General features: G+C 55.9%; 31 protein-coding genes. 15 read left to right on the forward strand and 16 right to left on the reverse strand.

From position 1 onward, the window contains the following. Window positions 1–92 precede the first annotated feature (92 nt). The 3 genes from deoC to rpaB all read left to right on the forward strand — a co-directional run bounded on the left by deoC (window position 93) and on the right by rpaB (window position 2,853). Window positions 93–794, forward strand: coding sequence for a deoxyribose-phosphate aldolase (deoC, locus tag L1047_RS10205; protein WP_235278748.1), 702 nt, complete (start codon window positions 93–95; stop codon window positions 792–794). Next, the gene (gene recO, locus L1047_RS10210) at window positions 791–1,693 is read left to right on the forward strand and encodes a DNA repair protein RecO (protein WP_235278749.1); all 903 of its coding nucleotides are present in this window, start codon (window positions 791–793) and stop codon (window positions 1,691–1,693) included. Before deoC ends, recO begins: the two co-directional genes overlap by 4 nt. Before the next feature lie 431 nt (window positions 1,694–2,124). Next, on the forward strand, window positions 2,125–2,853 hold the full coding sequence (gene rpaB, locus L1047_RS10215; RefSeq protein ID WP_235278750.1) for a response regulator transcription factor RpaB: 729 nt from the start codon (window positions 2,125–2,127) through the stop codon (window positions 2,851–2,853). A gap of 15 nt (window positions 2,854–2,868) precedes the next feature. Here the strand turns inward: rpaB and L1047_RS10220 are convergent, their stop codons facing one another. The 3 genes from L1047_RS10220 to L1047_RS10230 form a co-directional block, all read right to left on the reverse strand. Next, a complete protein-coding gene (locus tag L1047_RS10220) occupies window positions 2,869–4,677 on the reverse strand; it encodes a tetratricopeptide repeat protein (RefSeq protein ID WP_235278751.1) in 1,809 nt (602 codons plus the stop codon). A 78-nt stretch (window positions 4,678–4,755) separates the two neighbouring features. Next, entirely contained in the window at window positions 4,756–4,956 is a 201-nt protein-coding gene (locus L1047_RS10225) for a DUF2811 domain-containing protein (RefSeq protein WP_235278752.1), read from the reverse strand. 559 nt (window positions 4,957–5,515) lie between these two features. Further along, window positions 5,516–6,196: a RibD family protein gene (locus L1047_RS10230; RefSeq protein ID WP_235278753.1), complete on the reverse strand. Its 681-nt coding sequence runs from the start codon at window positions 6,194–6,196 to the stop codon at window positions 5,516–5,518. A 123-nt stretch (window positions 6,197–6,319) separates the two neighbouring features. On the opposite strand from L1047_RS10230, the gene L1047_RS10235 reads away from it, so the two are divergent. From L1047_RS10235 to clpS, 3 genes are all read left to right on the forward strand, one after another. Further along, a complete protein-coding gene (locus L1047_RS10235; RefSeq protein WP_235278754.1) occupies window positions 6,320–6,721 on the forward strand; it encodes a hypothetical protein in 402 nt (133 codons plus the stop codon). A gap of 246 nt (window positions 6,722–6,967) precedes the next feature. Further along, window positions 6,968–8,836 carry a hypothetical protein gene (locus tag L1047_RS10240; protein ID WP_235278755.1) on the forward strand — a complete coding sequence of 623 codons (1,869 nt, stop codon included), beginning with the start codon at window positions 6,968–6,970 and terminating at the stop codon, window positions 8,834–8,836. 120 nt (window positions 8,837–8,956) lie between these two features. Next, window positions 8,957–9,262: an ATP-dependent Clp protease adapter ClpS gene (gene clpS, locus L1047_RS10245; RefSeq protein ID WP_235278756.1), complete on the forward strand. Its 306-nt coding sequence runs from the start codon at window positions 8,957–8,959 to the stop codon at window positions 9,260–9,262. Here the strand turns inward: clpS and cobT are convergent. Continuing rightward, window positions 9,223–10,332 carry a nicotinate mononucleotide-dependent phosphoribosyltransferase CobT gene (gene cobT, locus L1047_RS10250; protein ID WP_235278939.1) on the reverse strand — a complete coding sequence of 370 codons (1,110 nt, stop codon included), beginning with the start codon at window positions 10,330–10,332 and terminating at the stop codon, window positions 9,223–9,225. The two genes, clpS and cobT, sit on opposite strands and share 40 nt — an antisense overlap. A gap of 131 nt (window positions 10,333–10,463) precedes the next feature. Between cobT and L1047_RS10255 the strand changes: the two genes are divergently transcribed. The 4 genes from L1047_RS10255 to L1047_RS10270 all read left to right on the forward strand — a co-directional run bounded on the left by L1047_RS10255 (window position 10,464) and on the right by L1047_RS10270 (window position 12,603). Further along, the gene (locus L1047_RS10255) at window positions 10,464–10,787 is read left to right on the forward strand and encodes a DUF1825 family protein (protein ID WP_235278757.1); all 324 of its coding nucleotides are present in this window, start codon (window positions 10,464–10,466) and stop codon (window positions 10,785–10,787) included. Between the two features lie 25 nt (window positions 10,788–10,812). Further along, window positions 10,813–11,262: a Fur family transcriptional regulator gene (locus L1047_RS10260; protein WP_235278758.1), complete on the forward strand. Its 450-nt coding sequence runs from the start codon at window positions 10,813–10,815 to the stop codon at window positions 11,260–11,262. Further along, entirely contained in the window at window positions 11,259–11,762 is a 504-nt protein-coding gene (locus tag L1047_RS10265) for an AbrB family transcriptional regulator (protein ID WP_235278759.1), read from the forward strand. Before L1047_RS10260 ends, L1047_RS10265 begins: the two co-directional genes overlap by 4 nt. An 85-nt stretch (window positions 11,763–11,847) precedes the next feature. Beyond that, on the forward strand, window positions 11,848–12,603 hold the full coding sequence (locus L1047_RS10270) for a chorismate pyruvate-lyase family protein (RefSeq protein ID WP_235278760.1): 756 nt from the start codon (window positions 11,848–11,850) through the stop codon (window positions 12,601–12,603). Here L1047_RS10270 and L1047_RS10275 read toward each other — a convergent pair. Continuing rightward, window positions 12,522–13,412: a DnaJ domain-containing protein gene (locus L1047_RS10275; protein ID WP_235278761.1), complete on the reverse strand. Its 891-nt coding sequence runs from the start codon at window positions 13,410–13,412 to the stop codon at window positions 12,522–12,524. The two genes, L1047_RS10270 and L1047_RS10275, sit on opposite strands and share 82 nt — an antisense overlap. Before the next feature lie 79 nt (window positions 13,413–13,491). Continuing rightward, the gene (locus L1047_RS10280; protein ID WP_235278762.1) at window positions 13,492–15,063 is read right to left on the reverse strand and encodes a photosystem II high light acclimation radical SAM protein; all 1,572 of its coding nucleotides are present in this window, start codon (window positions 15,061–15,063) and stop codon (window positions 13,492–13,494) included. A 188-nt stretch (window positions 15,064–15,251) separates the two neighbouring features. On the opposite strand from L1047_RS10280, the gene L1047_RS10285 reads away from it, so the two are divergent. Together L1047_RS10285 and L1047_RS10290 are read left to right on the forward strand one after the other, a co-directional pair. Next, the gene (locus L1047_RS10285; protein ID WP_235278763.1) at window positions 15,252–16,712 is read left to right on the forward strand and encodes a serine/threonine protein kinase; all 1,461 of its coding nucleotides are present in this window, start codon (window positions 15,252–15,254) and stop codon (window positions 16,710–16,712) included. Window positions 16,713–16,875: 163 nt separating this feature from the next. Next, window positions 16,876–17,406 carry an HNH endonuclease gene (locus tag L1047_RS10290; protein WP_235278940.1) on the forward strand — a complete coding sequence of 177 codons (531 nt, stop codon included), beginning with the start codon at window positions 16,876–16,878 and terminating at the stop codon, window positions 17,404–17,406. Here L1047_RS10290 and L1047_RS10295 read toward each other — a convergent pair. Next, entirely contained in the window at window positions 17,403–18,338 is a 936-nt protein-coding gene (locus tag L1047_RS10295; protein WP_235278764.1) for an alpha/beta fold hydrolase, read from the reverse strand. The genes L1047_RS10290 and L1047_RS10295 overlap by 4 nt on opposite strands. A 110-nt stretch (window positions 18,339–18,448) precedes the next feature. Between L1047_RS10295 and ruvA the strand changes: the two genes are divergently transcribed. Continuing rightward, the gene (gene ruvA / locus L1047_RS10300) at window positions 18,449–19,063 is read left to right on the forward strand and encodes a Holliday junction branch migration protein RuvA (protein WP_235278765.1); all 615 of its coding nucleotides are present in this window, start codon (window positions 18,449–18,451) and stop codon (window positions 19,061–19,063) included. Continuing rightward, a complete protein-coding gene (nadD, locus tag L1047_RS10305; protein WP_235278766.1) occupies window positions 19,060–19,680 on the forward strand; it encodes a nicotinate-nucleotide adenylyltransferase in 621 nt (206 codons plus the stop codon). Before ruvA ends, nadD begins: the two co-directional genes overlap by 4 nt. Before the next feature lie 76 nt (window positions 19,681–19,756). Here the strand turns inward: nadD and psaC are convergent, their stop codons facing one another. Beyond that, entirely contained in the window at window positions 19,757–20,005 is a 249-nt protein-coding gene (psaC, locus tag L1047_RS10310) for a photosystem I iron-sulfur center protein PsaC (RefSeq protein WP_235278767.1), read from the reverse strand. Between the two features lie 222 nt (window positions 20,006–20,227). On the opposite strand from psaC, the gene L1047_RS10315 reads away from it, so the two are divergent. Further along, window positions 20,228–20,614, forward strand: coding sequence for a hypothetical protein (locus L1047_RS10315; protein WP_235278768.1), 387 nt, complete (start codon window positions 20,228–20,230; stop codon window positions 20,612–20,614). Here L1047_RS10315 and L1047_RS10320 read toward each other — a convergent pair. From L1047_RS10320 to L1047_RS10350, 8 genes are all read right to left on the reverse strand, one after another. Then, a complete protein-coding gene (locus L1047_RS10320) occupies window positions 20,611–20,991 on the reverse strand; it encodes a DUF3493 domain-containing protein (RefSeq protein WP_235278769.1) in 381 nt (126 codons plus the stop codon). The two genes, L1047_RS10315 and L1047_RS10320, sit on opposite strands and share 4 nt — an antisense overlap. Window positions 20,992–20,995: 4 nt before the next feature. Beyond that, window positions 20,996–21,637, reverse strand: a complete 642-nt coding sequence (locus L1047_RS10325; RefSeq protein WP_235278770.1) for a hypothetical protein — start codon at window positions 21,635–21,637, stop codon at window positions 20,996–20,998. A gap of 94 nt (window positions 21,638–21,731) precedes the next feature. Further along, window positions 21,732–23,060 carry a gamma-glutamyl phosphate reductase gene (locus L1047_RS10330; protein ID WP_235278771.1) on the reverse strand — a complete coding sequence of 443 codons (1,329 nt, stop codon included), beginning with the start codon at window positions 23,058–23,060 and terminating at the stop codon, window positions 21,732–21,734. Between the two features lie 119 nt (window positions 23,061–23,179). After that, window positions 23,180–23,632, reverse strand: coding sequence for a hypothetical protein (locus L1047_RS10335; protein WP_235278772.1), 453 nt, complete (start codon window positions 23,630–23,632; stop codon window positions 23,180–23,182). 110 nt (window positions 23,633–23,742) lie between these two features. Further along, complete coding sequence (locus tag L1047_RS16520) at window positions 23,743–23,865, reverse strand: hypothetical protein (RefSeq protein WP_268836332.1); 123 nt, start codon at window positions 23,863–23,865, stop codon at window positions 23,743–23,745. Between the two features lie 158 nt (window positions 23,866–24,023). Further along, the gene (locus L1047_RS10340; protein WP_235278773.1) at window positions 24,024–24,641 is read right to left on the reverse strand and encodes a (2Fe-2S) ferredoxin domain-containing protein; all 618 of its coding nucleotides are present in this window, start codon (window positions 24,639–24,641) and stop codon (window positions 24,024–24,026) included. After that, window positions 24,625–24,912 (reverse strand): Asr1405/Asl0597 family protein, encoded by a 288-nt coding sequence (locus L1047_RS10345; RefSeq protein ID WP_235278774.1) that lies wholly within the window; start codon window positions 24,910–24,912, stop codon window positions 24,625–24,627. Before L1047_RS10345 ends, L1047_RS10340 begins: the two co-directional genes overlap by 17 nt. 179 nt (window positions 24,913–25,091) lie before the next feature. Then, entirely contained in the window at window positions 25,092–25,643 is a 552-nt protein-coding gene (locus L1047_RS10350; RefSeq protein ID WP_235278775.1) for a Dps family protein, read from the reverse strand. Between the last annotated feature and the right edge of the window lie 72 nt (window positions 25,644–25,715).

Here is a 25,715-nt window from a genome sequence, read left to right on the forward strand (position 1 = left end):
AAAAAGGGACAGAAGCTGCTTCCCTGGTTCCGGATCCCCGCGGCTGAAGGCTGGCGCTAGAGTGGAGATCGTCAAAACGGGGGACTGAACAGATGCTCTCATTGGAGCCGAAGGACGCTGTGGATGGCTCGATCAACTTGGCGGAATATATTGACCACACCCTGCTGTTGCCGATGCTCACCCCAGAGCAGTTCGATCAAGGATGTGAAGTGGCTCTGCGCTATCGTTTCCCCAGCCTCTGCATCCCTCCCTGCTATGTGCCTCTGGCCGTGGAACGCCTGCACGGATCCCCGGTACAGGTCAGCACGGTGGTCGGGTTTCCCATGGGCACGGCGACGGCAGAGGTCAAGCTCTACGAGGCTCAATTGGCGGTGGAACAGGGCTGCCAAGAGCTGGATGTGCGCATCAACTTGGCCTGGCTCAAAGCAGGAGAACTGGATCGCCTCCATGCCGAGATCGCCCAACTGGTGGAAGAGACGGGAGTCTGTGTAAAAGCGATCTTGGAAACCGCCCTGCTCACGCAAGAAGAGAAAAAATTAGCTGGGGAAGTGTGCATTGATGCCGGAGTGGCCTTTTTGATGACCTCAACCGGCTGGATGGGGGGAGCCACGGTGGCCGATGTGCAACTACTGTGGCAACTGAGCCAAGGGAAAGTAGCGATCAAGGCATCGGGAGGAATTCGGACGGTGGCCCAGGCAGAGGCGATGATCGAGGCAGGAGCTAACCGCCTTGGCACCTCTTGGGGTTTGGATCTGATGCAAGAACTCCACGCCAAAGGATCGGCTAGAGCATGAGTGGGCGCACCTATCGAGTGACCGGCATCAACTTAAAAGGGATCCCACTGGGAGAGTCGGATCGGATCATCACCATTCTGACCCGGGAGCAGGGGTTAATTCGGGCCGTGGCCAAGGGATCCCGCAAACAGCCTTCCAAACTGGGGGGGCGAATGGAACAGTTTGTAATCAACGATCTGCTCATTGCCCGCGGACGTTGGCCGGCCCAAACGGATGCTTCCCAACGGCTACAACGCATTGCCCAAGCCGAAACCCTACAGAGTTTCCCCCGCCTCAGCCGCAGCTTGGCCCATCTGACGGCAGCCCAGTATCTGGCGGAGGTGACTTTAATTTTGGCCCTGTCAGATCAAACCCAAGACGATCTATTCGTGCTGCTGGTGGAACATCTGGAGCGTTTGGAACAGGCCCCTGACCCTCAAGTTGTCTTGCCTCTGCTCACCCACGGGTTGTATCATCTGCTGGCTTTGGCGGGGTTTGCCCCCCAGGTTCAAGCTTGCCACTACTGTCGGGGGGAGCTAGCAGGCGATGTTTTTTTTAGCCCCAAGTCGGGAGGTATGGTCTGTGAGCCCTGTCGGGTGGCACAACGACCTAACCCCATCTCTTTGGTCTCAGCTGTGGTTCTAGGGGCGCTAGGATCCCTTCCCAACCCCACATTGCCTGTCTTGGAAGATGCCCTGCCTTTGGCAGCTTGGTTAGGGACAGAGCGTCTGTTGCGGCGCATTTTGGAGCACCATGCCGAACGGGAAATCCGCTCCGCCGGACTGTTGGCCAGTTGTTATGCCGTTGCCCTTTCTGAAGAGTCAGTCCCCCTTTCAAACGGCCAGGGATCCCCTGATGTGGGGATGGCGCTGCCTGAGGTTTTTGCTGGACAAAACGGCGGCAATCTGAAGAAGTTGTGAAGGTATGTATCAAGATTGGTAAAACAATCGGAAAATGAAACGCTAAGTTCGGTTGGCAGCCGGTTCTGGATGATAAATTAGGTTGTGGAAAGTAACTTCTTGCGAAGACTTCTCAGACTTGATGATAGCCAAAGGCAATGGTTCCTATAGAGGGGTGATTTGCATTTGTTGTTAGTGACTACTAGGTAAAATTGAAGTTGGAGCCTTTAATAAGATTGAACGAACTCTCCGAAGAACTTTCCGTTCGTTTCCCCGGCAGGCAGGGGGGCTAGGTGCTGAATTGGTGATTATCAAGCAGTGTTTTGAGGACGTTGAAGTTTATGAGGTTGGCTTGCTTTTAACGGTCTAAGCCCTTCGGACTGGCCAGCTCTCCGTCGGCTCTAGCCCTCACTTTTTGCGGATCCCTTTAGAAGTTCAGGAGTTGCAGCATCGTGGAAGTACAGCGTAAAGAACGGATTCTCGTGGTCGATGATGAGGCCAGTATTCGCCGCATTCTGGAAACCCGTCTTTCCATGATTGGGTATGACGTGGTTACGGCCTCAGATGGAGAAGAAGCGCTGGATGCCTTTCACAAACAGGATCCGGATTTGGTAGTACTGGATGTAATGATGCCGAAGCTGGATGGGTACGGGGTTTGTCAGGAGCTGCGCAAAGAGTCGGACATTCCGATCATCATGCTGACTGCCTTGGGGGATGTGGCGGATCGGATCACAGGGTTGGAGCTGGGGGCCGATGATTATGTGGTCAAGCCCTTTTCGCCCAAAGAGTTAGAAGCACGCATCCGTTCGGTGCTGCGGCGGGTGGCACGGGCAGCCCATGAGGGGATCCCCAGTTCTGGGGTGATCCAGGTGGGGGATATCCGTATTGATACCAACAAGCGCCAAGTCTATAAGCGGGACGATCGTATTCGTCTGACGGGCATGGAGTTCAGCTTGCTGGAATTGTTGGTCAGCCGGTCGGGTGAGGCATTTTCTCGCTCGGAAATTTTGCAAGAGGTGTGGGGCTATACCCCTGAGCGCCATGTGGATACCCGCGTCGTGGATGTGCATATTTCTCGGCTGCGGGCAAAACTAGAAGATGACCCGAGCAATCCAGAATTGATCCTGACAGCACGAGGTACGGGCTATCTGTTTCAGCGCATCATTCAAGGGGATGAGTAGCTCCGATTTAGGGCTCTACTCGGTGACAGGGATCCCTTCTAGCCAACTCCGGAGAGACACTCGCACTTGCTCCAATACCCCAGTCCAATCTCCCGGTGCTGCTTGTCGGAAGAGGCGCATCACGTTTGGGTACCAGGGGCTATCCGGTCGTTCCAGCAACCAACGCCAATCGGCAGCAAACGGAAGCAACACCCACACAGGCTTGCCCATCGCTCCGGCCAAATGCGCCACCGCCGTATCGACGCTGATCACCAAATCCAACTGGGCTACTGCTGCTGCTGTATCGACAAAACTGCGAAAACGGGATCCCACCTCCAGCACCCGATGCTGCTCCAACAGGGATCCGATCTTGCCTAGATCTTCCCCCACCTGCAGACTCACCCACCGGATCCCGGGGAGTTGAAGCTGGGAAAGCATCTGTTCAACTGGGCAACTTTTCAGCCGTTGAATGCGGTTCAGCTCCGGATCCGCCCGCCGGCCACTGGCCCACACTAAGCCCACTTTTGGAAAGATCTGCTGGGAAGGCTCTGGGAGGCCTTCGATCCACTCTTCCATCCATGAGGTGACCGGTGAGATACCTGGGCTAAGATTGAAGAGATAGGGGATCCGGTTCGGAATGGTTTCTAGCGTTGTTCCCAGCCGCTGGGGCAAGCTGAGCAGAGGAACATGGCAGTCGAAGGGTGGCAAGGGATCCTGTTCTGAGAATACCTGGAGGTGGCGGCTCTGGAAATGGCTCTTCAGGAGTTCTACCAAAGATTTCTGGCAGCGCAGCCGGATTTGAGCTTCGGGATGGGCCTGAGCCAGCAAAGGCAGATAGCGCACAAACTGAATCGTATCCCCCAGTCCCTGCTCAGCATGGATCAGCAGGGTTCTCTGACCTAGGGGGGATCCCCTCCAGAGGGGCTGGGCAAAAGTGGGATAGTTTGCCCCCCGCTGTCGCAATCGCCACTCATACTCTTGCCAACCCTCGGCGTAATGGCCCAACGTGAGCAAAGCCGTACCCAGGTTCCAGTGGGTTTCCGCCAGGTTGGGGGCTAAGCGTAAACTGTGCCGGTAGCACTCGATAGCAGCCTGGAGCTGGTTCTGCTCCTGCAAAACCGTGCCCAGATTGTTGTGAGGCTGAGGATCCCCTGGCAACAACGGTATCGCCTGCTTCAGATAATCGGCGGCCTCCTCAAGGCGATCCTGGAGATGGAGGCAGTGGCTGAGATTCACCAGGATCCGTCCCTCTGCGGGTTTCAGGGCCAGGGCTTGGCGAAAGTACGTTTCAGCTTGGGGAAGTTGACCGTTCAACAGCAGGGCATTGCCCAAACTGGCCAAGGCATAAACCGGAGGAGGCTGGGTTTCTACCGCTCGTTCCAACACCGCAATCGCTTGCGGAAGGTTTCCTTGCGCCAGTAAACCACTGCCCAAGCCCGAGAGTAACTCCCCATCCTGTGGGGCCACAGCCAACCCTTGCTCATAGGCCCGCACCGCTTCCTCCAGATTGCCCAGCATCATCCAGATCTTGCCCAACTCTCGCCAAGCCGGGATCCAATCTCCACATCCATGCAAGGCCAGTTGCAGGTGGGTCAGGGCTTGCCGGGGATCCCCTATTTCGAGATAGAGGGATCCCAGCAAAGCCTGGGCTTCAAACCGGTCAGGATGGGCGCGGATCACCTGCTGGCAGAGGCGCAGGGCGGCACCCAACTGTCCCGATTCCTGATATTGACGGGCCAAGGCCAACGCATCTGCAGGGGGAATGGGAGCTGAAGGGGATCCCTGCCCCCCAGACTGGTTTTTGCTCTTTCCAACATTTTTCCCAAGCCCAAAGCCGCGCGGCACGTCGTTATTCCTCATCCCTTTTGGATTTGGATCCCTAGCTCAGGCTAGCAAACAGCTTCTACCGGCCAATTTTAAGGCTCAGCTACGACGAAACAGGCTGTCCAAATAAATGCGTGCCGCCCGTCGGTCGGTATCCCCGTTTTGCAGCAGGAACAGCGAGAGTGCCGCCGTGACCACCCGATCCTGATCCCAGTCGGGATGCCGAGAGAGGTAGCCCTTGAGGGTATCATGCAGCTCCTCCGGAATTTCGCTCAAAATACTGACATTGGGAGAACTCATAAAAAATACTCACTCCGGGTCAAAAAGGGCGGGAACAGATGGACTTGTTGCCACAGGCAGAGCCGGAACTGCTCGACAGAAACAGAGCCGCGACAAAACAGCCCAAAACGACTAAGTGGCTGGAGAAAAACGAAGAGACATCAGGCTACTCATAGCCCGAGGGATACAAGAGCAAAAACGACCGTTTGCCTGAACGGGACGGAGTCCCATATCCAAAACTGGCTGACTCTGGGGATCCGGTTGGGGAAAACCACCGCATCCTTCATCCGCAGGTGGGGCTATTCTGCCCTCTGCCCCATGGGGGATGTCAATCCCAGTCCAGAGCGAAAATGTTACGGAAACCTCAGTTTTGTCAATGATGAAATCGGGAAAAACAGCCTTATCTTGTTACTTTTTCGCGAGTGTATTCGCCTGAACCTTTTTGTCTTCACTTTTCCACAGAACCCCCCGATGGCCGCAATGAAGGGAATCCACCTGTGGAAAACCACCCCAAAAGCTGTGGAAAACATGGGGAAAACCTGTGGATATTTTGGAAGTCTGGATTTGAACAAAAATTTGCTTAGGGATTCCGCCAGTCCAGCCGGTAGCGCAAAAACAGCTCTACAGATCCCTGACGGCACTCCAGCAGTTCTAGCTGGGGTGGGGATCCCTCCACTTGCCAACCCTCAATACTGGCGGGCGGATCAGGATATCCACTGAGGAGTACCGGGGCCAAGGTTACCCACAACTCATCCAGTGCTTGAGCCTGCAGAAAAGCCCCCAGCAGTCGTCCCCCTCCCAACACCCCCACCCGATCAAAGCCCAGGGTCTTGAGGCGGAGCAGTCGAGCCGGTAAATCCCAATCCGGAGCCACCCAGACCTCTTCAAAGCCGGATCCCCGAGGCCATGCTCCCGCTCCTGATGGAGTCGTCCAGAGCCAGCGGGTCAGGGGTTGTCGGAAAAAAGGCAAATCGGGGGATAGCTCCCCACTGGCAGAACAGATGATCGTCAGGGGTTGGGGGGGTAAGCCCTGTACAACTCGTTGCCGCAAGAGTTCTGGATCCCTGAGGCGCAGGCTGGTGCCATAGGCCCGCAGGGTGGCTGCCCCCATGATCAAAGCCTGTTGCTGGGCAGCTTGGGTTTCTAGGTGCCGATAATCCTCTCGGCTACCAAAGGAGGGGCGCTGCAAGCGATCAGAGGCGATTTTCCCATCCAAGCTTTGGGCGAAGATGGCAACTAGATGGGGACGAGAAGCCTTCAAGGACAGAATCTTTGGGAAAGAGTAGGCAAACCCCGCAAATTGACCAGAATAGAGTCAGGCTGTGCTGAGAGGACAGAGGCACAGACTGCTGACAAGTTATAAGATGATCCACGCGGGATAGCTATGTTAGGAACTCTACAATCATCTACCATTCGGGTTGAGGTCGAGGCGGGTTCATCGACGTTGCGGCGTTGCTTAACAGAAGTGGATCTGTTGCGTCAGTGGATCTGGCCTCAGCAGCTACAGGGATCCCTACCCGAAAGCCTAGCAATGGGCAGCACCTTCAATGCCCAATGTGGCCCTATCTCGATCATGCATCAGGTGGAAACCCTTCTACCGGAGCGCTTGCGTTTGCTGATGTGGGGAGGAGCCGATGGCTACTGCGATTGGCTATGGGGGAATGGCTGGGTACAGTTGCGGGTGGAGGCTGTTTCTCTTTTACCTTTGGGCATGGGACAGTTGTTGATCCTGCGGCAGCTACAGCAGTTCGCTCAGAGTCAAGAACAACCCAAGCCATCAAGATAATTTAGGAAAATTTAGAGATCCATTAGAATCCAAGTGAACCGCTGACTACAGCCTTTTCCAGCGTTATCTGATACAGCAGATTCAGGTCAATCCCTTGCTCTATAAGGCTTCTTGTCTAGCTCAAGAGCCTGAGTGAAGTCGGAAAAGGCTGTAACTTGTTGACCACAGCAGTTACATTCCGTCTCTCTGAGGGTTTTCCACTATGATGGCTGTAACGAAATTTTCTCCCTGTATCGGAGAGTCCCGATGAATCGGTCGACCAGCCCCGCCCCAGTCGCGATTGACCGGGAAAAATTCGAGATCCGCTTAGGAGAGGCTCTCAACAAAGCTGGACTGCTCACTCCGGCCCAACTGGCACAGGCCATGTGGGAAAAAGCGGACAACCCCTTGATGTTGGGGGAGCTGTGTATGGAGCACAGCTGGGTTGCCCCCGAAGATCTTTACCCCCTCATCCCAGTCGAATTGGTGCGCATCGGCGAGGTTCTCATGTTGCACGGCTATCTAAAGCTGGAGCAAATTCATGAGGCTCTGACCTACCAAAAACAACAACCCCAACGGAAACTTGGGGAGATCTTGGTGGAACACGGCTGGGTGCAATCCCACTGGTTGGACTGGGCACTCGACAAACAGCAACAACTGCGTCGCCAGGCGGGAGCGGGCAACAGTTGGGAAGTGATGCTGGAGCATTGGTCTACCATTCCCGATCAAGCCCCCCTGTATAGCTCTCCTTTACAGGCTGCCCGTGGAGCCTATAAAGCCACCCTGCAGTACAAAGCCCAGCTGGCGAGCTACAAAGAGCAAGTTGCCACCCTCGAGACACAACTGGAGCAACAGCGAGAACAACAACGGGCCATGGCCGGCCAATCGGTGCAGCAAATCGCCGACTATCAGGCCCGCCAGCATGAGCAGCAACAGCGCATTGCCGAATTGGAAGCTCAGCTAGCCGCCCAAATCGCACAGGCAGCTCAGCAACAAGCTGCTGATCAACAACGCATTCAGGAGCTAGCAGACCAACTCCAAGCTCAGCAAACCCAGGGATCCGCCCAAGCCCAGGCCCTGACTGAGCAACTGCAAACCGCCCGAACAGAACTGGAAACCCTGCGCCACCGCTGCCACGAACTGACGGAGCGGCAATCGCAGGCCAAACACAAGTTCCAAGAGCTGGGATCCCAACTGCAGCACCAGCAACAAGTGCAACAAGCCCAGGCCCAACAGGCCCAAGCCCAGCTCCAGGAGCAACTTCAGCAGGCCCAAGCCCAAGTAGCTGCCCTCAACCACACCCTTCAGGAACACCAACACCAGCTGCAACTGGCCCAATCCACCAAAAATCGTTTGGTTTCCGACCTGGCTCAGGCCCGAAAAGAAACTGCTGAGGCAACTCACCACCTACAGGTGCAGTATCAAGAGGCCCAAACGCAACTGCAAAAAGCCCAAGCCCAAGTGCGCCAACTGCAAGCCCAGCTGCAAAAAGTCCAGGAGGAAAACCGTACCCTGACCACTGCTCTAGCCCAAGCGAAGCAGATCCCATCGCCGCCAGCATCCACTGCCCCTACCCCAATTGCCCTAGCCCAGATAGAACCTGAGACCGAGGAAATCGAAGAACTGACCATTGCCGAGTTAGCCGCCGGGATGAGCACCCCCGTAGCCGAACCTACAGATCTGCCCCCGCAGGTGTATCTAGGCGAAGAGGATCTGGAAGCGTTGCAGCGGGCCACCCCCTGGGTACAGCGGGTTTTGACGCAACTGCGTGCTGCTGCTCTCATCGATAACCCTGGCATCGAAACGGTGATCCATGCCTGGGAAAGGGAAGGGGGCACCTTCACGGACGTGCTGGCTCACCACAGCCACCTCAAACCTGAGACCGTCAAGTTTTTCAGCGAAGGGGGATACTCAGTCGCTTTGTCGGGAGGACGTCATGTGGCCGACTATCTCATGGCTTCTGGATTGGTCAGCACCGCCCAAATCCAACAGGCCCAAGAACACCTGCCCCCAGGCGGATCCCTGTGTCACGCTCTCGCCCAAGCCGGAATCCTGCATCGCGCCACTGCCCTCTATTTTGAGCGCAACTTCGGGGGACAAAAGCCCCGCCGCTCGCTGCGAGAGGAACTGAGCTAGAAGATCCCCAGCCAGTTGGGGAAAGGCAGGCCGATGAATTATGATGCAAACATAAAGGGTGATCCCTATCCCTTAGATTTAGGAAGCTGCTCATCAAGTTTTGTCTCGATTCCTTCTGCTATGACTACGGAAGCCCCAACCCTGCCCGCACAGCAGTCGTCTCCGTCGAGAACACAGGTTCGCCAACCCTACCCTCAGTTCAAGGTGATCGTCCTGGATGACGACTTCAATACCTTCCAGCACGTCACCGAATGTTTGTTGAAATATATCCCTGGCATGACCCTGCCCCTGGCGCGGCAGCTGACGGTACAGGTGGATGCCGAAGGGCAGGCGATCGTTTGGGTCGGCCCCCAAGAACAGGCGGAGCTCTACCATCAGCAACTGCTTCAGGAGGGCTTGACCATGGCTCCCCTCGAGGCGGCTTGAAGGGTTTCGTAGCTGCGTTCGATTGCCGCCAACAACTCCCCTTGACCCCAGGCGGCGTGAAGGCTGCTGGCAATGGCCAATCCGCCTGCACCAACGCCTTCTTTCACGTAACCCCGTTCATAGGCTTGTAAAGGGGCATAGCGGCTGCTGGCAAAGCTCAGCTGGGTGGCCAAAAGAGGCACCGAACCCAGCAGTTGTGCCAAGGCCACCGTATTGCCCGAGGGATCCTCCGCGACCCAACGGGTTGTTCCCACTGCTACATTCTCTGGGGGCCAAGGGATCCCCTGCTCCACCCCCAAGCGCATCATCAGAGCCACCACCGCCAGCATTTGGGTACCCCCCGCCAAGAGCACCCTACCCCGCTGGGCCGCCCCCATCGCCAGCCCCGCCACAAACGGCTGCATCGGATCTCCCACTGCGGCCACCACCTCCAGAGCAGAAGCTCCTGAGGGCAGATTTGCCAACCCCTGCCGCACCAAAGCTAACTTTTGCGCGTGGTTACAGACCGGGTGGCTGCTGTTCACCATACCCTCCGCCCCCCAGCCCAACCCCAGCAACAGCGCCAGAGCCGTAGTGGTGCCCCCCGCCACACATTCCCCAATCACCCAGTAGCCTGATGCCAAGTGGGATCCCCGGTCATATCCCTCCTGCCACAGGGATCCCACCCGCTCTACAGACAAAGCCTGTCCTGTACTTAAGCAGCGGGCTATTCCCCCGGAGACCACAGTTTCTGCCCCTGGCAAGGGATCCGGCAGGCCACAATTGAACACCCGGTAGGGGATCCCCAACTCTGTCAGAATGGCACGGCTGATCACCACCGGAGAGGGGTAACCATCCGGGGAAGTGGGCAACCGATGAGAATACCCCTCTAGCAGCAGTTCCCCATCCGCAAGGGCGGTATAGCGACGCAAGGAAGGGGTGGCTCCGGCAGCAGAGATACCTGGGATCAGAGCGGTTTCCGTAAACCCCAGACAGGCCAGAAACAGAGGTTGGGATCCCTGCACCCGTTCACACCACTGCCGGGCTAAAGACAGCTGAGTGTAAGCCTTAACACAAGGAAACGGGAACATGGCAAACACCGCGCCAGACAAGCCCAAAATCTACCCTGCCCCAGAGCGGGATCCCGTACTCGCAGGAAGGCAGCTTGGATCGGATAGGATGAGAACACCACATACAGTTTATCCAGGGCAGACGGAAGACCATGAGCTTCTTCGACTCTGAGATCGTGCAAGAGGAAGCCAAGAAGCTATTTCAGGATTTCCAAAACCTGATGCAGCTTGGCGGACAATACGGCCAATTCGATCGGGAAGGCAAAAAAATCTTCATCGAACAGATGGAGGAACTGCTGGAGCGCCAACGCATTTTCATGAAGCGACTGGAACTCTCCGATGACTTTATGGCCCAAATGACCATCAAACAATTGCAAACCCAACTAGGGGGCTTTGGGGTCTCCCCCAGCCAAATGTTTGACCACATGAATCGGACGCTAGAGCGCATGAAGGCTGAGGCGGAATCTGAGCGCTGACCCGAAGGATTTAGAAGGGTTGATCATGTCCTCCTCTCGCCAAACCCGTAACCAGAAATTGATCCTGGAGGTGCTTCAGCATCAGTCCCAGCCGCTTTCGGCTCAGGAAATTTTCCTGGAGTTACGTAATGCCAACCACACCGTTGGGTTAGCTACGGTTTATCGGGTTCTGGATGCGCTACGCAATGAGGGCAAACTGCAATCGGTCAACCTTGGGGATCCACAGACCTACTATCAGGTCTTGCCCAGCAACGGCCATAATCGCCATCATTTGATTTGCACCCAATGTCGCCAGGTGATACCCCTACCCGGCTGTCCAGTGGGCGATTTGGAGTCCCAACTTTCTGGACAGTATCAATTTGTGATCGAGTACCATGTGCTTGACTTCTACGGCACCTGTGCTCAATGCCGTGGCGAAGGTGGGCCTGAGTCTGGCTCACAGGGATCCGCACTTCTACAGGCCAAGCCAAAATGATGAGCTATCTCTGGACATTGTTGATCGGGTTGGCCGGTGCCCTGATTGGGGTGAAACTCAAGCTTCCGGCAGGAGCTTTGGTGGGGTCGATGGTGGCGGTAGGTTTGGTGAATGTCTGGGGGATGATCCCGATTGCCACCCCTCCAGCCGGGATCCGCTTCGCCATGCAGTTGGTCTTGGGTACGATTCTGGGCACCAAGCTCACGGCCGATACTGTGGTTGCCCTGAAGGATCTGTGGCGACCGGCGCTGCTTTGCACCGTCATTGCCGTCAGCACCGGCGTGCTATCCGGGTATTTGATCTCCCGTTGGCTGGGCATTGAGCGCCTGACAGCTTTGTTGGGCACAGCACCAGGGGGCATTTCTGATATGAGCTTGATCGCGCTGGATATGGGGGCGCAAACCAGTACGGTGATGGTCATGCACCTAGCGCGACTGATCAGCGTCATCGTGGTGGTGCCTTGGATGGTGCGGCTGCTGGTGCAACCGGGCACCAGTTAGATAGAACCCACAAGAACGACAACAGCAGCCAGCTGGTGGGTTAAACTGAAGAGGCGATACAGAACTTAACAACTGAGCCGCCATCTTGGAACGCTTCCCCTCTCCACCAGAACATGATGTCGTTGAAGTGGGATCCACCTATGCCTCGGTGGCTGCAGGCTTTCCATCTGAAGGGTATTCCAGCAGCACCGCTGCCAACTGGTGGCCCTTACACCTGCTCTGGCAAGGGGAGGCGGATCCCTCTGCACCTGAACTGGCAAAGGTAGATCCGGTCTTACGTCTATTGCTCCTGGGAGATGGTTTTACCACTCGTAACCTCGCCTGCCTGACGCGGGACAGGATTCAATCCCATTTGATCGACAATGGCTCGGTCGAGCTGGTAGCTGAACTGGGAACCCTACCGGCTCAAATGCAGAGGCTGGCTCAAGATCTGGCCCAGATGGGATCCCCCCTAATGCGGCGGCGCGTTTGGCTGAGTGGGACTACCTCTCGACATCCCTTGCTCTATGCCACCTCCTGGTGGAACCCCGAGCACCTTTTAGAACATTTGCCGGATCCCACAAAGCCCATTGGTCAAAACCTGATCCAAGAACGGCTAGAAACCTTTCGGGAGTTGTGCAACCTCTACTTTGGTCAGGCAGACCCAATTGCCCATTTGCTGGGTTGTTCTGGCCCCTTCTGGGCTAGGCATTATCTTTTGTTGCACAAGGGCAAGCCCTTAACTGTGATCTACGAGGTGTTCTCTCCACGGCTCGGGATTCAGGGCATCCAACGGCGCACCGCTGCGGTTACCGAGGCCGCCACTTGCGGATCCGATTGGGCGCTGGCGGAGATGCGGTGATACTCTTCGGGAGTCAGTTGATTGGCGGCAATCACCTTACTGGCGGCAGTTTCAAACTGTTGTTCGATTTGCTGACGTTCTTCGCTGCCATTGGCCTGTTCGAGGCGATTTTGGGTAGCCTCTAGGAGGGGTTGTACCTGCAAGAGGGTACGGGCAAAGCGATTGATCTGCTCGGGGGAAGGTTGAAAGGGAGCCTCCGGCTCAGGGAGGGGAGCTTGGACTAGGCTTGCGGCTTCTACGGGGCTTGAAGGGGAGTCTGAAGGTAAAGCCCCATCCAATTGAGAGCTGCTGACAATAGTCACCCCAGGCGAGGATGCTGCCAAGGCCACTTCCGGGTTGGCAGAAGATTCTAGGGCATCGGCGACAGCCGTTTTGCTGGCCATATCCAAACTTGGGGCCGGCCTTAAGCCGTTCCAAAGAGCCAAACCCGCCAAACAAAGGGCAGCCCCCGCCAACCCAGCACTCAACAAAGTTGACCAACTGGGGGTAGGAGGAATCGGCTCCGGCACAGGCACCACCGGCGGAGGAGGGGGTAAGGGTTTGGGTTTGAGGCTGAGATCGTAAGCCTGCCGCTGCTGACTATCGCTTAAGACCCGGTAGGCACGCTGTAACTGCAGAAATTCCCGCTGGGCCAATTGACGCAGATACTCCGGCGTTTCCGCAGGCAAACTGTCGGGGTGAACTTGGCGGGCCCGGTTGCGGTAGGCAGCTTTGATCTCTTCCAGGCTGGCTTGAGGGGAAAGGCCCAACTGTTGATAGTAGGTGGGTGGCGGAGTCGGCATGGGAGCTAGGAGTAGCAGAACATTCATTACCAAAGCAGAGAAACGGGATCCCTCCCCGCTTCGACCAGCATATCCTGCTCATTCCCGGAAGGCTTCCGGGGGGATGTCACGACACGTAAACTCCAGCCAAAGGCGCGCTCAGGGCCTCCTCCAACTCCGCCAGACCCAGCCGCCGCTCTAAGATATCCATCACCTCACGGCCAAAGTCATTAGGGTTACGATCCCAGGCTTCTAGACAGACCTCTCCAAAAAAGGATCCCATCGGCTCCGGGTTCCAGAGTAATTTGCGAGCTGTCCAGGGGGTCATATTCATGGGGTTAAAGTGATCGTCAATCACCCCTATTTTGCGAGCATATTCTTCTAGATGGGTGTGGGGTTGTAGGCCGATAAAGAAAATGGCTGGCTCCACTTTGTCTCGACCAAAAATAGCTTCCAACTCCCGGTGATACCGTAATGTTTGTCGAATGGTTTTGGGGCGTTCGTCGATGACATTAAAAGAGTAATTGACCGACACCAGATCATTAAAACCTGCCTGTTTAAGATAGCGGCAACTGTCCAGTACCGTGCGCAGATTATAGCCCATACGCATTTTGCGCACCAGCTCCTGGGATCCACTGGTAATGCCGATCTCAAAGTAGCTCATGCCGGTTTTCACCATCAGCTCCGCCAGCTCTGGGGTGAGGTTATCGGCGCGAATGTAGGCGGCCCACCGAATATCCGTCATGCCAGCTGCGAGGATCTTTTTCAGTAATTCCACCGCATCTTCAATGTAGCGGCGAGCAGGAATAAACTGTGCATCTGTAAACCAGAAATTGCGCACCCCTCGCTCATAGAGCTGCAGCATCTCTCGGATCACTTCGTCAGCAGGGTTGATCCGCACCTGTTTACCTTCGATGACAGTGTAGATACAATAACAACAATTGTGGGGACACCCCCGTTTGGTTTGCACCCCAATGTAAAAATCTCCCCCCTCTAAGTAATACTCAATTTCCGGCCAAATCTCCTCGATGTAAGTGTAGTCACAGGCGTTTTTTTGCAGCGGTTGCGGCAGCTCATGCACCATACCCCGGCGCGGTTGTTCCAGTTTGGCCCGATAGCAGCGCTCAGCCGCCAGGCTTTGTCCTTGGATTACTTTTTCTAGCAGCGTTTCCCCTTCCCCGACCGAGATAATCGTGCCCTTGGGCAGAGAACGGCCCAACTGTTCATAAAAGACACTCACTGCCCCACCCCCCAACACCACCTCGGCTTGGGGTTTGTAGCGCCTTGCCCGGCGGATCCCTTGCCAGACCAGGCGGGTATTCCGCCAGATCTCGCCGTAGTAGGCCAGCACCAACTTGAGGCTATTCAGGGATCCCCGTAATTTTTTCAGAGGATTGCGGGCATAGAGAAACTCGAAGGAGTGCTGCAATAGATTCCCAGCCCGCCCATTCACCGGGGCATAAACCTGAATATCCCGCCAGGAGAACACCAGTAAATCCGGCTGAAAGTGGTCGATCTGCTCTAACATGCGGCGACGATAATCTAAGGGCGGGAAAGTGCCCATGTCAAAAATGCGCTGCTCGACAGTGGGAAACAGCTTGTGGACGTGATCCGCCAGATAAACCGCTCCAATCGGGAAAATTGGGTTGCAGGGCAGCCGCACGTAGAGAATTTTTTGAATCTTCAGGTTCGAGGCCATACAACCTGAGAAGCTCGTTTACATACCTTCACCTTACTGCCATTTCTGTCTTCATGTTGGGTTTCATGTCGGGCCCAAGTCAAATCTAGTTCCTATCAGATAGATTGTTGAAGTTGATCCTTTCGGCCAGCGAACACAACCCACACTTGTCAAGTTCCCACTCTTTCTCCCTGCCACAACCCCAACGGATGAATGGCCCTACTCTCTGGAACCAGCGGTACCAACCGGAGCGGCAACTGAGTAAGCGCAGCGGTCGACAAACCTGGCTGGCTCAAGATCTGACCCGATCAGAACCGGTGATCCTCAAGTTTTTGTTCTTCGGGCCAGATTTTGATTGGGCCGACCTCAACCTTTTCCAGCGAGAAGCCCAGATCCTACAAACCCTCTCTCATCCTGCTATTCCCCAATACCGTGATCACTTTGAGATCACCCTTGAGGGTGGGCGTGGGCTAGCACTGGTACAAACCTACATCGAAGCCCCTTCTTTACAGGAGTGGATAGATCAAGGGCAGCACTTCACGGAACCCGAGGTGCGAACGCTAGCCAAAGCGCTGCTCGGGATCCTTACCTACCTGCACAGGCTGCACCCCCCCGTTATTCACCGCGATCTCAAGCCCAGCAACATTCTTTTGGGATCCGATCAGCAGGTTTATTTGGTGGATTTTGGCTCGGTTCAGGCTGCCGCCCCACGAGAACAGGGATCCTATACCGTAGTGGGGAGCTATGGCTATATGCCTCTAGAGCAATTTGGTGGTAGAACCGTCCCCGCCTCAGATCTCTACAGCTTAGGTGCCACCTTAATTCATTTGCTGACCGGACAACATCCGGCAGACTTACCCCAAGAGGGATCCCGAGTGCTGTTCGAGCAGGCGGTACAACTGAGCGTGCCCTTTCGGGATTGGTTGCGCTGGATCACAGAGCCGTTGGTGGGGGATCGCCCGGCTTCAGCCCAGCAAGCCCTAGAAGCCCTTGAGAACCTGGAACATCACCCTGGTTTGCTCCGGCTAGAAGCCGCAACCGTCCCGACTCGGCAACCGGCAGGCAGCCTTATTCAACTGAGCAAGTCCGAACAAACCTTTCAGCTGGTGATCCCGGCCAAACAACTGGGTGCTCTGGTTTTGTTGCCTTTTGCCATCGCCTGGAACTCCTTCATCACCTTTTTCACCATTCTGTCGGTGGGGGTTGCCCCTTTTCCGGCCAATGTGGTGTTTGGCCTGTTCACGCTGCCCTTCTGGACGGTAGGGTTGGGGATGGTGGGCGGGATCCTCTACGCCCTATTCGGCAAGGCTCACTTGCACATCGACCAAGACCGAATTGGCCTCACCCACGAAGTGTTTGGCCTGCGCTTTCGCAAAGTGCCCCGCAGTTGGCGACGAGATATTGACCGTCTAGAGCTGGTGCCCCGGCATCACAAACGAGATTCTGATGGGGATCAGGTGGAGGTGAAGCCCCAGTTGAATATCTGGGCGGGCAACCGCAAGTACGAGCTGGGAGCCGGGATCCCCTTGCAAGAACCGGAGTTGGAGTGGTTGGCCTCGGAGCTGAGCCGTTGGTTAAAAATACCCGTTACCTCGGCGAACCAGGGGGTTTTTAAAGAAAAAATCCCTTCCAGAATGCCTCCAAAGGATCAACAGCTCCCTAGTCAATAGATTCAATAGATGTAGATAAAGTCAGCTCCTTCCCAGAAGCAAGTCCTGAACAAGACCTTGACAACGGATGACAACGGTTGAAGCTGTGTTAACATCTTGCATAACTTAAGGAGCTGACCCCTCTGGGATCGGGCTTGGGATCCCGTCAGCGGTGCGTAGCACTATGGGCAAAGTCTTAGTTTTGAATGCCTCCTACGAGCCGCTCAACATCACCAGTTGGCGCAGGGCGGTCATTCTGTTACTCAAGGGTAAAGCAGAACAAATTGAGCACAACGGCAGGGTCGTCTACGGTAACATGCCTCTGCCCACCGTTATTCGGCTGCGCCACTACGTCCACATTCCCCACAAAGAGATCCCCCTGACTCGACGCAATGTTTTGTATCGGGATGCCCATCGCTGCCAATACTGTGGTTGTTCCGGAGAAGATCTTACCCTCGATCACATTATTCCCCGTTCCCGTGGCGGCGGGGATACCTGGGAAAATGTGGTTAGTGCCTGTGTGCGCTGCAATGTCAAAAAGGGAAATCGTACCCCCCGCGAAGCCGCTATGCCGCTGTTGCGCCAACCCCGTCAACCCCACAGCACCCTCTACTTCGAGATCTCCAAAGCAGTGGGCAGTGGCACCCATCGAGAATGGTCGAAATACACCATCGGCTTGGAAGGGGGGTTGGAGGAGGAGGTGCTAGGGAGCTAGGGATGCAATTCCGATACAGGGGCAACCTTGGAAATCGGGGGAGAGGTGGTGGCCGGGATCCCGGTCTCGATCCAATCGTGGATCAAGGGATTCACCAGTTCCGGGCGCTCATCGTGGGGGCAGTGGCCCGCCTCTAGAAAATGTTCCACCAACTGCGGATAGTGGGCGCGGTAGAGCTTGGAGCGATCGCGGGCCCGCATCCAGGGATCCCGTTCTCCCCAGATCAATAACAGCGGACGCACCAAACTGCGCAGCAGCTCATCCACATAACGGCCCTTCTGGCCTCCTCGCATCAAGGCGGCGAACACATCCGCCGCTCCCGGCTCCAGACTGGGGCGATGGATATCTGCAACCAGCTGATCGGTCACTGCCGCAGGGTCATAATAAACCTGCTTCAACTTTTCCCGAATCACGCGGGGCTGCCGCAAATACTGGAACAACAGATAAGACACCAAGCGCTGGCGCAAGCCCCAACCCACCAGACCGCCTAGCCACTGCTTCCATCCTGTTGGGGATCCCCCCAGCGTCGAAAAGCCACCCGCTCCATTCAACAGCACTACGCCGCGAATCCATTCCGGCCACTCTGCCGCCAAACTGAGCACCACATAGCCCCCGAGGGAATTGCCAATCGCCACCACAGGCCGACGCACCACCTGTTGGCAAAAGTCCCGCAGTTGATCCCGCCAAATCTCGGTGCGGTAATCCCAGTTGGGTTTGGCAGAACGACCAAACCCCAGCAGATCGATGGCATAAACCTGGTAGTGTTGGGCCAGTTCAGGAATGTTTTTGCGCCAGTGGTCGGTGGAAGCCCCGAAGCCATGCACCAAGAGCAAAGGCTGCCCGTGCTCACCCTGCTTGACGTAATGAACCGACTGTCCTCGCCAAATCCAGCGTGCCGAGGTAGGAGTGGCCGATGCCGATGTTGAAGTCATAATGACCGCCCGCAAGCCTCTTTCATTCTAGATTCTCCTTTGCCCTTCCCCCAGGTGTTGATCCTCAGCTTTGGCCTGGCAGTATCCTAAACACGGATTGGATTCACAGCATGATCTCGTTTTTAATTGGCCAGCTGGCCGCCATCGAACTGGGGGAGCGCAGTAGCCTCACGGTGGAGGTGCAGGGGATCGGCTATCGGGTCAAGGCCCCGGAGCGTTTTCTCAAGCAATTACCGGCTTTGGGAGAGTCGATCCAGGTGTTCACTCACTTGGTGGTGCGGGAAACGGAACTCTTGTTGTATGGGTTTGGCTCGGGGGCTGAGCGAGACTTGTTTGTGGAACTGATTAAGGTTTCGGGAGTGGGGCCAGCGCTGGGTTTGGCCCTGCTGAATACCCTCAGCCTGCCGGAATTGGTACAGGCAGTGGTGACCGACAATGTACGAGTGCTTTGCCTCACACCCGGAGTGGGCCACAAAACTGCCCAAAGGCTGGCGCTAGAGCTGAAAACCAAATTGGCCAACTGGCGACAGGGGGCGGGAGTGGGCGATCCAACCTTAGCTGGTGGCCCCCCCATGCCCATCCGTGAAGAGGTGGAAATGGCTTTGCTGGCCCTCGGCTATAGCCCCAGCGAAATTCATGCGGCCCTACAAGCACTACCCCCTCAGCCGCGCCAAACCGAAGACTGGCTGCGTGCCGCCATCACCTACCTGAGCCAGCAGCCATGAATCTTTCTGCGCCGAAGTGTCCACGCATTGCCATTTTGGGAGGCACCTTTAACCCCGTCCACCATGGCCACCTGATCATGGCCGAGCAAGCCCTTTGGCAGTTTCATTTGGATCAAATCCTGTGGATGCCCGCTGGGGATCCCCCTCACAAACCCCTAACTGCCGGTGCTAGCACCGCCGATCGCCTGGCGATGGTGAAGCTGGCTATTGCCGACCACGAGCGCTTTGCCTGCTCGGAGTTGGAAATCCACCGCCAAGGGCGTTCCTACACCATCGAGACGCTGCGCAGTCTCATGCAAGAACAACCCGACACCCAGTGGTACTGGATCATTGGCGTCGATGCCTTGCGGGATCTGCCCCAGTGGCACCAAGCTCAGGAATTGGCCCAGATCTGCCATTGGATCGTCGCCCCTCGGGTGGATGCTGGCGATGCTCCTGAGGTGTTGCAGATGGTTGCTCAAAAGCTGCCGATGCTACAAGCAGAATTGCTGGAGGCCCCGACCCTGACGCTATCGTCCACCTACTTGCGGGAACAAATCCAAAAAGGGGGATCCATCCGCTACTTGGTGCCCACCGCCGTCGAGCAGTACATCCGCCAACACCAACTCTATCGGTAACTCAGTCACGAAAATAGGGGGAATGGATCCCCCCAACTAAGCTCATCGTGGGTAAAACTGGCAATTGCCAATCGGCTCAGTAGGCCAAGCCCATGCTGCGGGTGGTTTCAGGGCCAAGATAGACCCGGATACTCAAGAAATCAGTGGGGCAAGCAGTTTCACAGCGTTTGCAGCCAACACAATCTTCGGTGCGAGGGGAGGCCGCGATCATCCCGGCCTTATTGCTACCCTTCCAGGGCACCATCTCCAACACATCGGTGGGGCAAGCCCGTACACACTGAGTACAGCCGATGCAGGTGTCGTAGATCTTGACCGAGTGAGCCATTAGCGTTCTCCAGTCGAGCAGGTTGAAAAAAGAGTTTACTGAATTGGCGTGGCAGCAACACCACTGCGCAAGTGCCCTCAGTGTACTGTAGTCCTGGGAAGCCTCCAAAATCTCAGATTCAAATATTCAAACAAATTTACATCCGAGCAGGTGGCCTTATTTGAGTTATGGGTGGCATCTGGCCGTGGGCTAGGATAGGGCTGAAGCTGGCAGAGGATCCTTATGGGGCGCTCGATGCGGGATTTTAGGACGCAAACTCAGGGTAATCTGAGTCGCCTCTGGCCGATTTTGGGGGAGATCTTCGAAGACAGTAAGCCCCGCTTGCGGGAATGGGATCAACGGCTCACCGATTGGGTGCGCAGCCGACGGCTGGGGGTAGATCCGGCCCTGCCAAAGGTGGCCATCTATGTGCTGGTGGCCGTTGTGGTCTTGGTGATTCCGATTCTCACCTTGGTGGCTTTGGTCGCTCTGATTGCCTTTCTCGCCATCCAAATCAGCAAAAAATGGCCCCGGTGGCAACAGCCGGATCCCTATCGTCGTACCGAGCGTCGCTATTTGCGCAGCGCTGCTGAGGATCAGGAATACGATGACGACCCCGACCTCGGCTAGCGATCTGGCTCAGGAGAGGCCGGTTTAGCAGAGGGTTGAGAAGGGTTTACGCCCAAACGCTGCTCCACCCGCCCGACCAGCCGTTTGCGAGAACGGTTTTCCAAATGATTCAGGCCAAGCATGCCGGCTAGGATTCCCACCTGCAGAGCCAAACTGGGCAAAGTCGCACTTAGGTCTCGACCTGCCAGAGCCTGAAAGAAAAACACAAACGCCCCGATGGTGGCTGAGGATCCCACCGCCAGGTAGATAAATCGGCGCAAGCCTCGGTAGGGCGAGGCCAGCTCGGTCAACAGCTTCACCCGATCCGCTTTAGACAGATCGCTGCGCTGCAGCAGAGGCGATACTTTGGGGGAGGGCTTGGGATCCGATTCAGCCATAGGGTTACACCTCCGCCTCAGACAAGAGGGGATCCCGCCCGGAAACCCCCGCCAAAATTTCTTCCGAAGCCCGACAGGCGGCCAGAATGTCCCGCTCTTCTCCCCCCAAATAGACGCGGCCAAAGCTTCCAAAGGGCATCACTTCCAAGATGTTGATCTGGGCGGATTTTTCCGCTTCGTTGGCAGCAAGGGGAGCATAACCTGCCGGTTGCACCTCCAGAATGTAGAGGGTTTGGCCGGCCAAGAGCATCTGACCACGGCGGGAGCGGTTGATCAACTGGGTTTGGTGGGGGTCGATGTTGCGGATGATCTGGCTGGAGATGATGCGTGGCTTGAGGCGCTCCTGTTCTCTTACTCCCAAAGCCGCCAAAATGGCGCGACCGGCAGTGCGAGTATCCCCTTGGTTGCTGGAGTGCACCTCCAAAAGGCCATAAAGGCGCTCCACCACCTGCAGCCCCGGCTTGACTGAGGTGGACTTGAGGGCAACATCCATGATGCGGTTGATCTCGATGCCAGGGGAAATCTCGATCCACAGGGAGGTGTCACCGGGCAAGGGCAAAAAACCGTAGGCTACTGTACCCAGATAGGCAGCATATTGTGGCTGCAGGCGATCCAAAAACACGTAACTGCGCAGGTCAATCCCCAAAAAAGTGCTCCCCTTGCAAACTGGACGCTGATCGGTTCTCTAGCGGGCGGATCATCCCCGCGGGATAGGCTTGAACCGAGATTCGGATCCCTCACTACAAGCCACCCTGGGCCACTACCTTTACGGTTGTCAAGGCTTCGACATCAACTGGGCCACGCACATGCAGCCGTTGGGTCGAAATGCCCAGAGATAAATCCCAAAACGCCCCCAAGGTGGGGATCCCCGCCCCTCGCCCTGCCGACAGAGGAGAGGTATTGATGTGGATCAAAGCTGCATCCACCTCCTGCAAGAAGCGCTGTGCCGCCGATTGGCTATCGGTGAGGATCGTTTCTGATTGATGGTAGCCGTTTTTGTTAATCCAGGTGATCGCCTCCGCCAGATCGGAGATTGGTTGCAGGCGCAGGTGGGGGCGTTCGGTAGAATCGAACCCTTCTCCAATCGGGTGCAAGTCCGGGAACTGTTCTAGAATCGGGGCTGCCGCTTGAATATCGATCCCTTGGCTGAGCAATGCCTCGATCAGTTGGGCCAAATGAGCCGCCGCCCAGTCGGGGTGGAGCAACAGCCAGAGGGTGAGGGGTTGGTAGATCGGGATCCCTTCCGAGCCGTACTGAGCCAGATGATCCAGCAAGACCGATTTCACCAAAGGCCAAGGAGCGGTGCGATCCAGATAGATATGGCCATAGCCCAAGTGGGTCACCAAAATCGGGACTTTGCTTGCTTGCAACAGAAACTCTACCCAGCCAGGACGACCGCAGGGAATCACCAGATCCAAATAGCGCGTTTGCTGGAGCAGCAGCAACAGGGAGGAATCCTCTTGCGGGCTCGCCGTCAAATCCCGAGCAGGTAATGATGACCCTCCGGGTCGTGCGGAGTACGATTGAATTGCCCCTTCGGGGATCCCATGTTCGTAGGCAGTCTCTGCCAGTAGCTCCACAATGGCTTGGTGGGTTTTTTGGATTGGGCCATTCCCCGCCACAATCACGCCATTCCCGGTTTTTAGAGCCATACCAATGCCATTCAAGGCAAATTCTGGATAAATCTCATAAACTAGGGCGATTAACCCCAAAGGCACGCGGTAACGGTTTATCAGCAGACCATTTTCCTGTCGATACCCTCCCTCCAGTCTGCCAATGGGATCCGGTTGTTGGGCCAAACGGGTCAGCAACTGGGCTGCTCGTTGTAGGCGCTCGGGGGTGAGCTTCATGCCATTTAGGATCCACTCGGGCACGGTTTGCTCACGGCAGTTTTCCAAATCCAGGGTATTGGCCTCCAGAAGCAAAGCGGAGCGCTCCAACAATGCTTCAGATAGAGCCAACAGCGCCTGACGTTTGGTTTGGCTACTGAGGCGCTGCAACTGCGGTAACAGACGGCGCACCTGTCGCAGAGTCGTGCCCAAGTCAAAATCTTGCTCGAAATCTGCCACTGCAACTTCTCCCGGTGGAGACAGATCCGCTGGTTTCCCCAGACCACTGCTAACAGGAAATGACCCTGTTCACAAGTGTTGAGGATACGGAGTCACTCTTTGCTGCGATACGCAAAGCCTCAAGGCCGCTGCAAAAGCAGGATCGCAGTCACCATCAGCAGGGTTAGCAACAGGCAAAGAATGATGAACCAACTGAGCAACTGAGTTTGATTCGGGAAGAGCATCGCGCCGATGAACCCCACCACCAGCACTACCCCCAAGCTGAGGGTAAGGCCCAGGAGAGCGGATCCCTGCGGGGTGTTTTCCCGCTTCAGCACCCACTGATAACCGTTCCAAAACCAAATTTTGCGATAGGGATAGGATACCGCCAATTGCTCAATGTGCAGCTGATCGGGGGTAATGGCAAAAATGTGTTGACAACGGCTGCATCCGAGCGCCTCCGTTAACGTAATCAGACGCAATTGGCCCTGATGACAACAGGGACAGGGGTAAATCTTGGTGGGCTCGATCGCTTGGGCGACACGCAGCACCGGTTTTTGGCGGGGAAACTTGCGGGGAGAAGAAAACGCCACAGGTCTCGGTGAGGAGGAGTCGGGATCCCTCACATCCTATCTTCACAGTCTCCGCTGGATCCGAGCTTGGTGGCGGATCCCTGACAAAACAACCCGCCCAAACGCTCTGATTAGAGTGCTGAAGACGTTTGTAGCCAGGCCTGAAATTCCCGCAACATTTGGCTGGTACCCGCTTCAAAAGCTTGTCCCACCCGTTCTGGGATCAAGGTGAGGATATCCACCTCTGGAAACACAAGGCTAATGCACCATGCTTGCCAGTTGTATGGGCTTTCCAGCCTGAACGACAGGGATATGTCCACCCTGAATAACGACGGGATGCTTTGAACTTGGGGTGGTTTGTCGTCCACCCACAGGGGTGGTACTCCAAGTCCGCCCGCTCTATTTCCTCCGGCTACAGAGCTAGGGGACTGACGCGATTTCGTTCAGCACTTGGCTCAGATGGAGAAGGAAAATGGCGCTCCAACAAAGCCGGGATTCCTTGTGCCGAGACCCCGCTGTAGCGGGCTTTGTCGGGCATAAACACAACGTTTGGGCCCCGCTTGCACTCTTTCATACAGCCCACCCCCTGCACGCGGATAGCATCGGGGTAGGTGGCCAAATGGGTCTTCAAGGCTTGGATCACCTCCCCAGCGCCCCGCCGACAACAATCGGACTTTTGGCAGACGAGTACGGTGCCCTTGGGTTTTGGGCTGGGATCCCCTGCTGAAGATCCGGTCTGAAGTGCAGGCTCTAAAGAGGACTGAGCTGGGCTGGGCACCACTCGGTAGAGCACCCACTTCTCCTGCCCTTTGCGCAGATCCACCTCCCGTTCGCCCCAAATTTGGATGGCATCGCCGGGTCGCAGGGTGCGATATAGCTCAGAGCGAATCGGTTTTGGGATCTTGCCAGTAAAGAGGTCGGATCCCGTCTGCCAGCGCAAATACTTCAATTTGCCATCTGAGGAGGGCACAAACCCCAAAAATCGGCCTTCCCATTCAAATGGGATCCCTTGCTTATGCGACTTGCCCATCTTGCCCCCCTGCTTGAATGTTCAATTGCCAGCAGGTTTCCAGACCCTGCACCAGCTCCTGCCGACGGGCGGTATGCTGCCGGATCACACTCCGCACCTGCAGGGCTGCTAATAGCGTATTCATTTCCACCTGTAGGCCACCATCGCCCGTACACACCGACGGGATCCCCAACTCCAGCAGCCGACGACAAATGCGCCAGCGCTCCCCAAAGGGGATATCCAAACGATAGCTGCCAGAGGACAAATCAGGGAGCAGAGAAACCGAGTTCATAGCTGAAATCAACACCTCCAAGTCGAAGAATAAAAGATAAAGTAGAAATTTTCTCAATAAGTGATCAAAAAAAACCGGGAGGGTGAATTGATAAACTGCATCAGCTCCACGAGTATCCCGGCCAAGCTATCTAACCCCTGTCAATCCTTTCTGTCCCGATTAGAAAATAGGGATGTGGATTAGGCTTTACCGTTCATCAGTCCAAACACCAGGCTATCGTTGGCCAGGAAATGATTCAGGTGAAAGGCACGGTCTTCAGTTTTCAACAAAATCTGCTCGTAGAGATAGCGAGTAGCCCGATCCCCAAGGCTTTCCGCCTGAGCAGCTTGTCGCCGCAACAGATCGATAATCGCCTGCTCTGCTGCTAAGTCGTTGCTCAACATCTGCCGCGCCTCAAAGGCCCCATCTGGCTCTGGAGTAAAGCAACACATCTGGGCCAAGGTCGCAAAGGTGGCCACCGGCACACCCCCTAGCCCGTCCAGACGCTCTCCCAAATCGTGAACGTGCTCACTCACCTCTTCATAATGATTTTTAAAGAATTCGTGCAGAGAGTAAAACTCGGTGCCTTCCACCACGAAGTGATGCTTTTGGTATTGCAGATACAACCCCTGAAAACTGGCAAAGAGCGCATTCATACCCTCACAAACCGGCTGGGTCACCTCAGCCCCGAGCAGGACAGCATTGTTCCGCACGCTGCTAAGTGCTTGGCGCAAAGTTGAAGTTTCAGACATACTTCAAGGTTCTCCAGCGAAGGTGAGTGAAAATGGGTCAAGAACCAGCCTAACAAAGAAACCCTAGGATCC

This window comes from Synechococcus sp. Nb3U1, assembly GCF_021533835.1.
GTDB lineage: Bacteria > Cyanobacteriota > Cyanobacteriia > Thermostichales > Thermostichaceae > Thermostichus.

Bases quoted from the DNA above. Each gene is read 5' to 3' on its own strand.
- L1047_RS10315 (WP_235278768.1), top strand. From the start codon at position 20,228: ATGGGGCGCTCGATGCGGGATTTTAGGACGCAAACTCAGGGTAATCTG.
- L1047_RS10340 (WP_235278773.1), bottom strand. From the start codon at position 24,641: ATGGGCAAGTCGCATAAGCAAGGGATCCCATTTGAATGGGAAGGCCGA.
- L1047_RS10295 (WP_235278764.1), bottom strand. From the start codon at position 18,338: ATGACTTCAACATCGGCATCGGCCACTCCTACCTCGGCACGCTGGATT.
- L1047_RS10280 (WP_235278762.1), bottom strand. From the start codon at position 15,063: ATGGCCTCGAACCTGAAGATTCAAAAAATTCTCTACGTGCGGCTGCCC.
- L1047_RS10320 (WP_235278769.1), bottom strand. From the start codon at position 20,991: ATGGCTGAATCGGATCCCAAGCCCTCCCCCAAAGTATCGCCTCTGCTG.
- L1047_RS10235 (WP_235278754.1), top strand. From the start codon at position 6,320: ATGTTAGGAACTCTACAATCATCTACCATTCGGGTTGAGGTCGAGGCG.
- L1047_RS10285 (WP_235278763.1), top strand. From the start codon at position 15,252: ATGAATGGCCCTACTCTCTGGAACCAGCGGTACCAACCGGAGCGGCAA.
- L1047_RS10260 (WP_235278758.1), top strand. From the start codon at position 10,813: ATGTCCTCCTCTCGCCAAACCCGTAACCAGAAATTGATCCTGGAGGTG.
- recO (WP_235278749.1), top strand. From the start codon at position 791: ATGAGTGGGCGCACCTATCGAGTGACCGGCATCAACTTAAAAGGGATC.
- L1047_RS10290 (WP_235278940.1), top strand. From the start codon at position 16,876: ATGGGCAAAGTCTTAGTTTTGAATGCCTCCTACGAGCCGCTCAACATC.
- L1047_RS10345 (WP_235278774.1), bottom strand. From the start codon at position 24,912: ATGAACTCGGTTTCTCTGCTCCCTGATTTGTCCTCTGGCAGCTATCGT.
- psaC (WP_235278767.1), bottom strand. From the start codon at position 20,005: ATGGCTCACTCGGTCAAGATCTACGACACCTGCATCGGCTGTACTCAG.
- L1047_RS10255 (WP_235278757.1), top strand. From the start codon at position 10,464: ATGAGCTTCTTCGACTCTGAGATCGTGCAAGAGGAAGCCAAGAAGCTA.
- nadD (WP_235278766.1), top strand. From the start codon at position 19,060: ATGAATCTTTCTGCGCCGAAGTGTCCACGCATTGCCATTTTGGGAGGC.
- cobT (WP_235278939.1), bottom strand. From the start codon at position 10,332: ATGTTCCCGTTTCCTTGTGTTAAGGCTTACACTCAGCTGTCTTTAGCC.
- deoC (WP_235278748.1), top strand. From the start codon at position 93: ATGCTCTCATTGGAGCCGAAGGACGCTGTGGATGGCTCGATCAACTTG.
- L1047_RS10350 (WP_235278775.1), bottom strand. From the start codon at position 25,643: ATGTCTGAAACTTCAACTTTGCGCCAAGCACTTAGCAGCGTGCGGAAC.
- ruvA (WP_235278765.1), top strand. From the start codon at position 18,449: ATGATCTCGTTTTTAATTGGCCAGCTGGCCGCCATCGAACTGGGGGAG.
- clpS (WP_235278756.1), top strand. From the start codon at position 8,957: ATGACTACGGAAGCCCCAACCCTGCCCGCACAGCAGTCGTCTCCGTCG.
- L1047_RS10275 (WP_235278761.1), bottom strand. From the start codon at position 13,412: ATGAATGTTCTGCTACTCCTAGCTCCCATGCCGACTCCGCCACCCACC.
- L1047_RS10265 (WP_235278759.1), top strand. From the start codon at position 11,259: ATGATGAGCTATCTCTGGACATTGTTGATCGGGTTGGCCGGTGCCCTG.
- L1047_RS10240 (WP_235278755.1), top strand. From the start codon at position 6,968: ATGAATCGGTCGACCAGCCCCGCCCCAGTCGCGATTGACCGGGAAAAA.
- L1047_RS10225 (WP_235278752.1), bottom strand. From the start codon at position 4,956: ATGAGTTCTCCCAATGTCAGTATTTTGAGCGAAATTCCGGAGGAGCTG.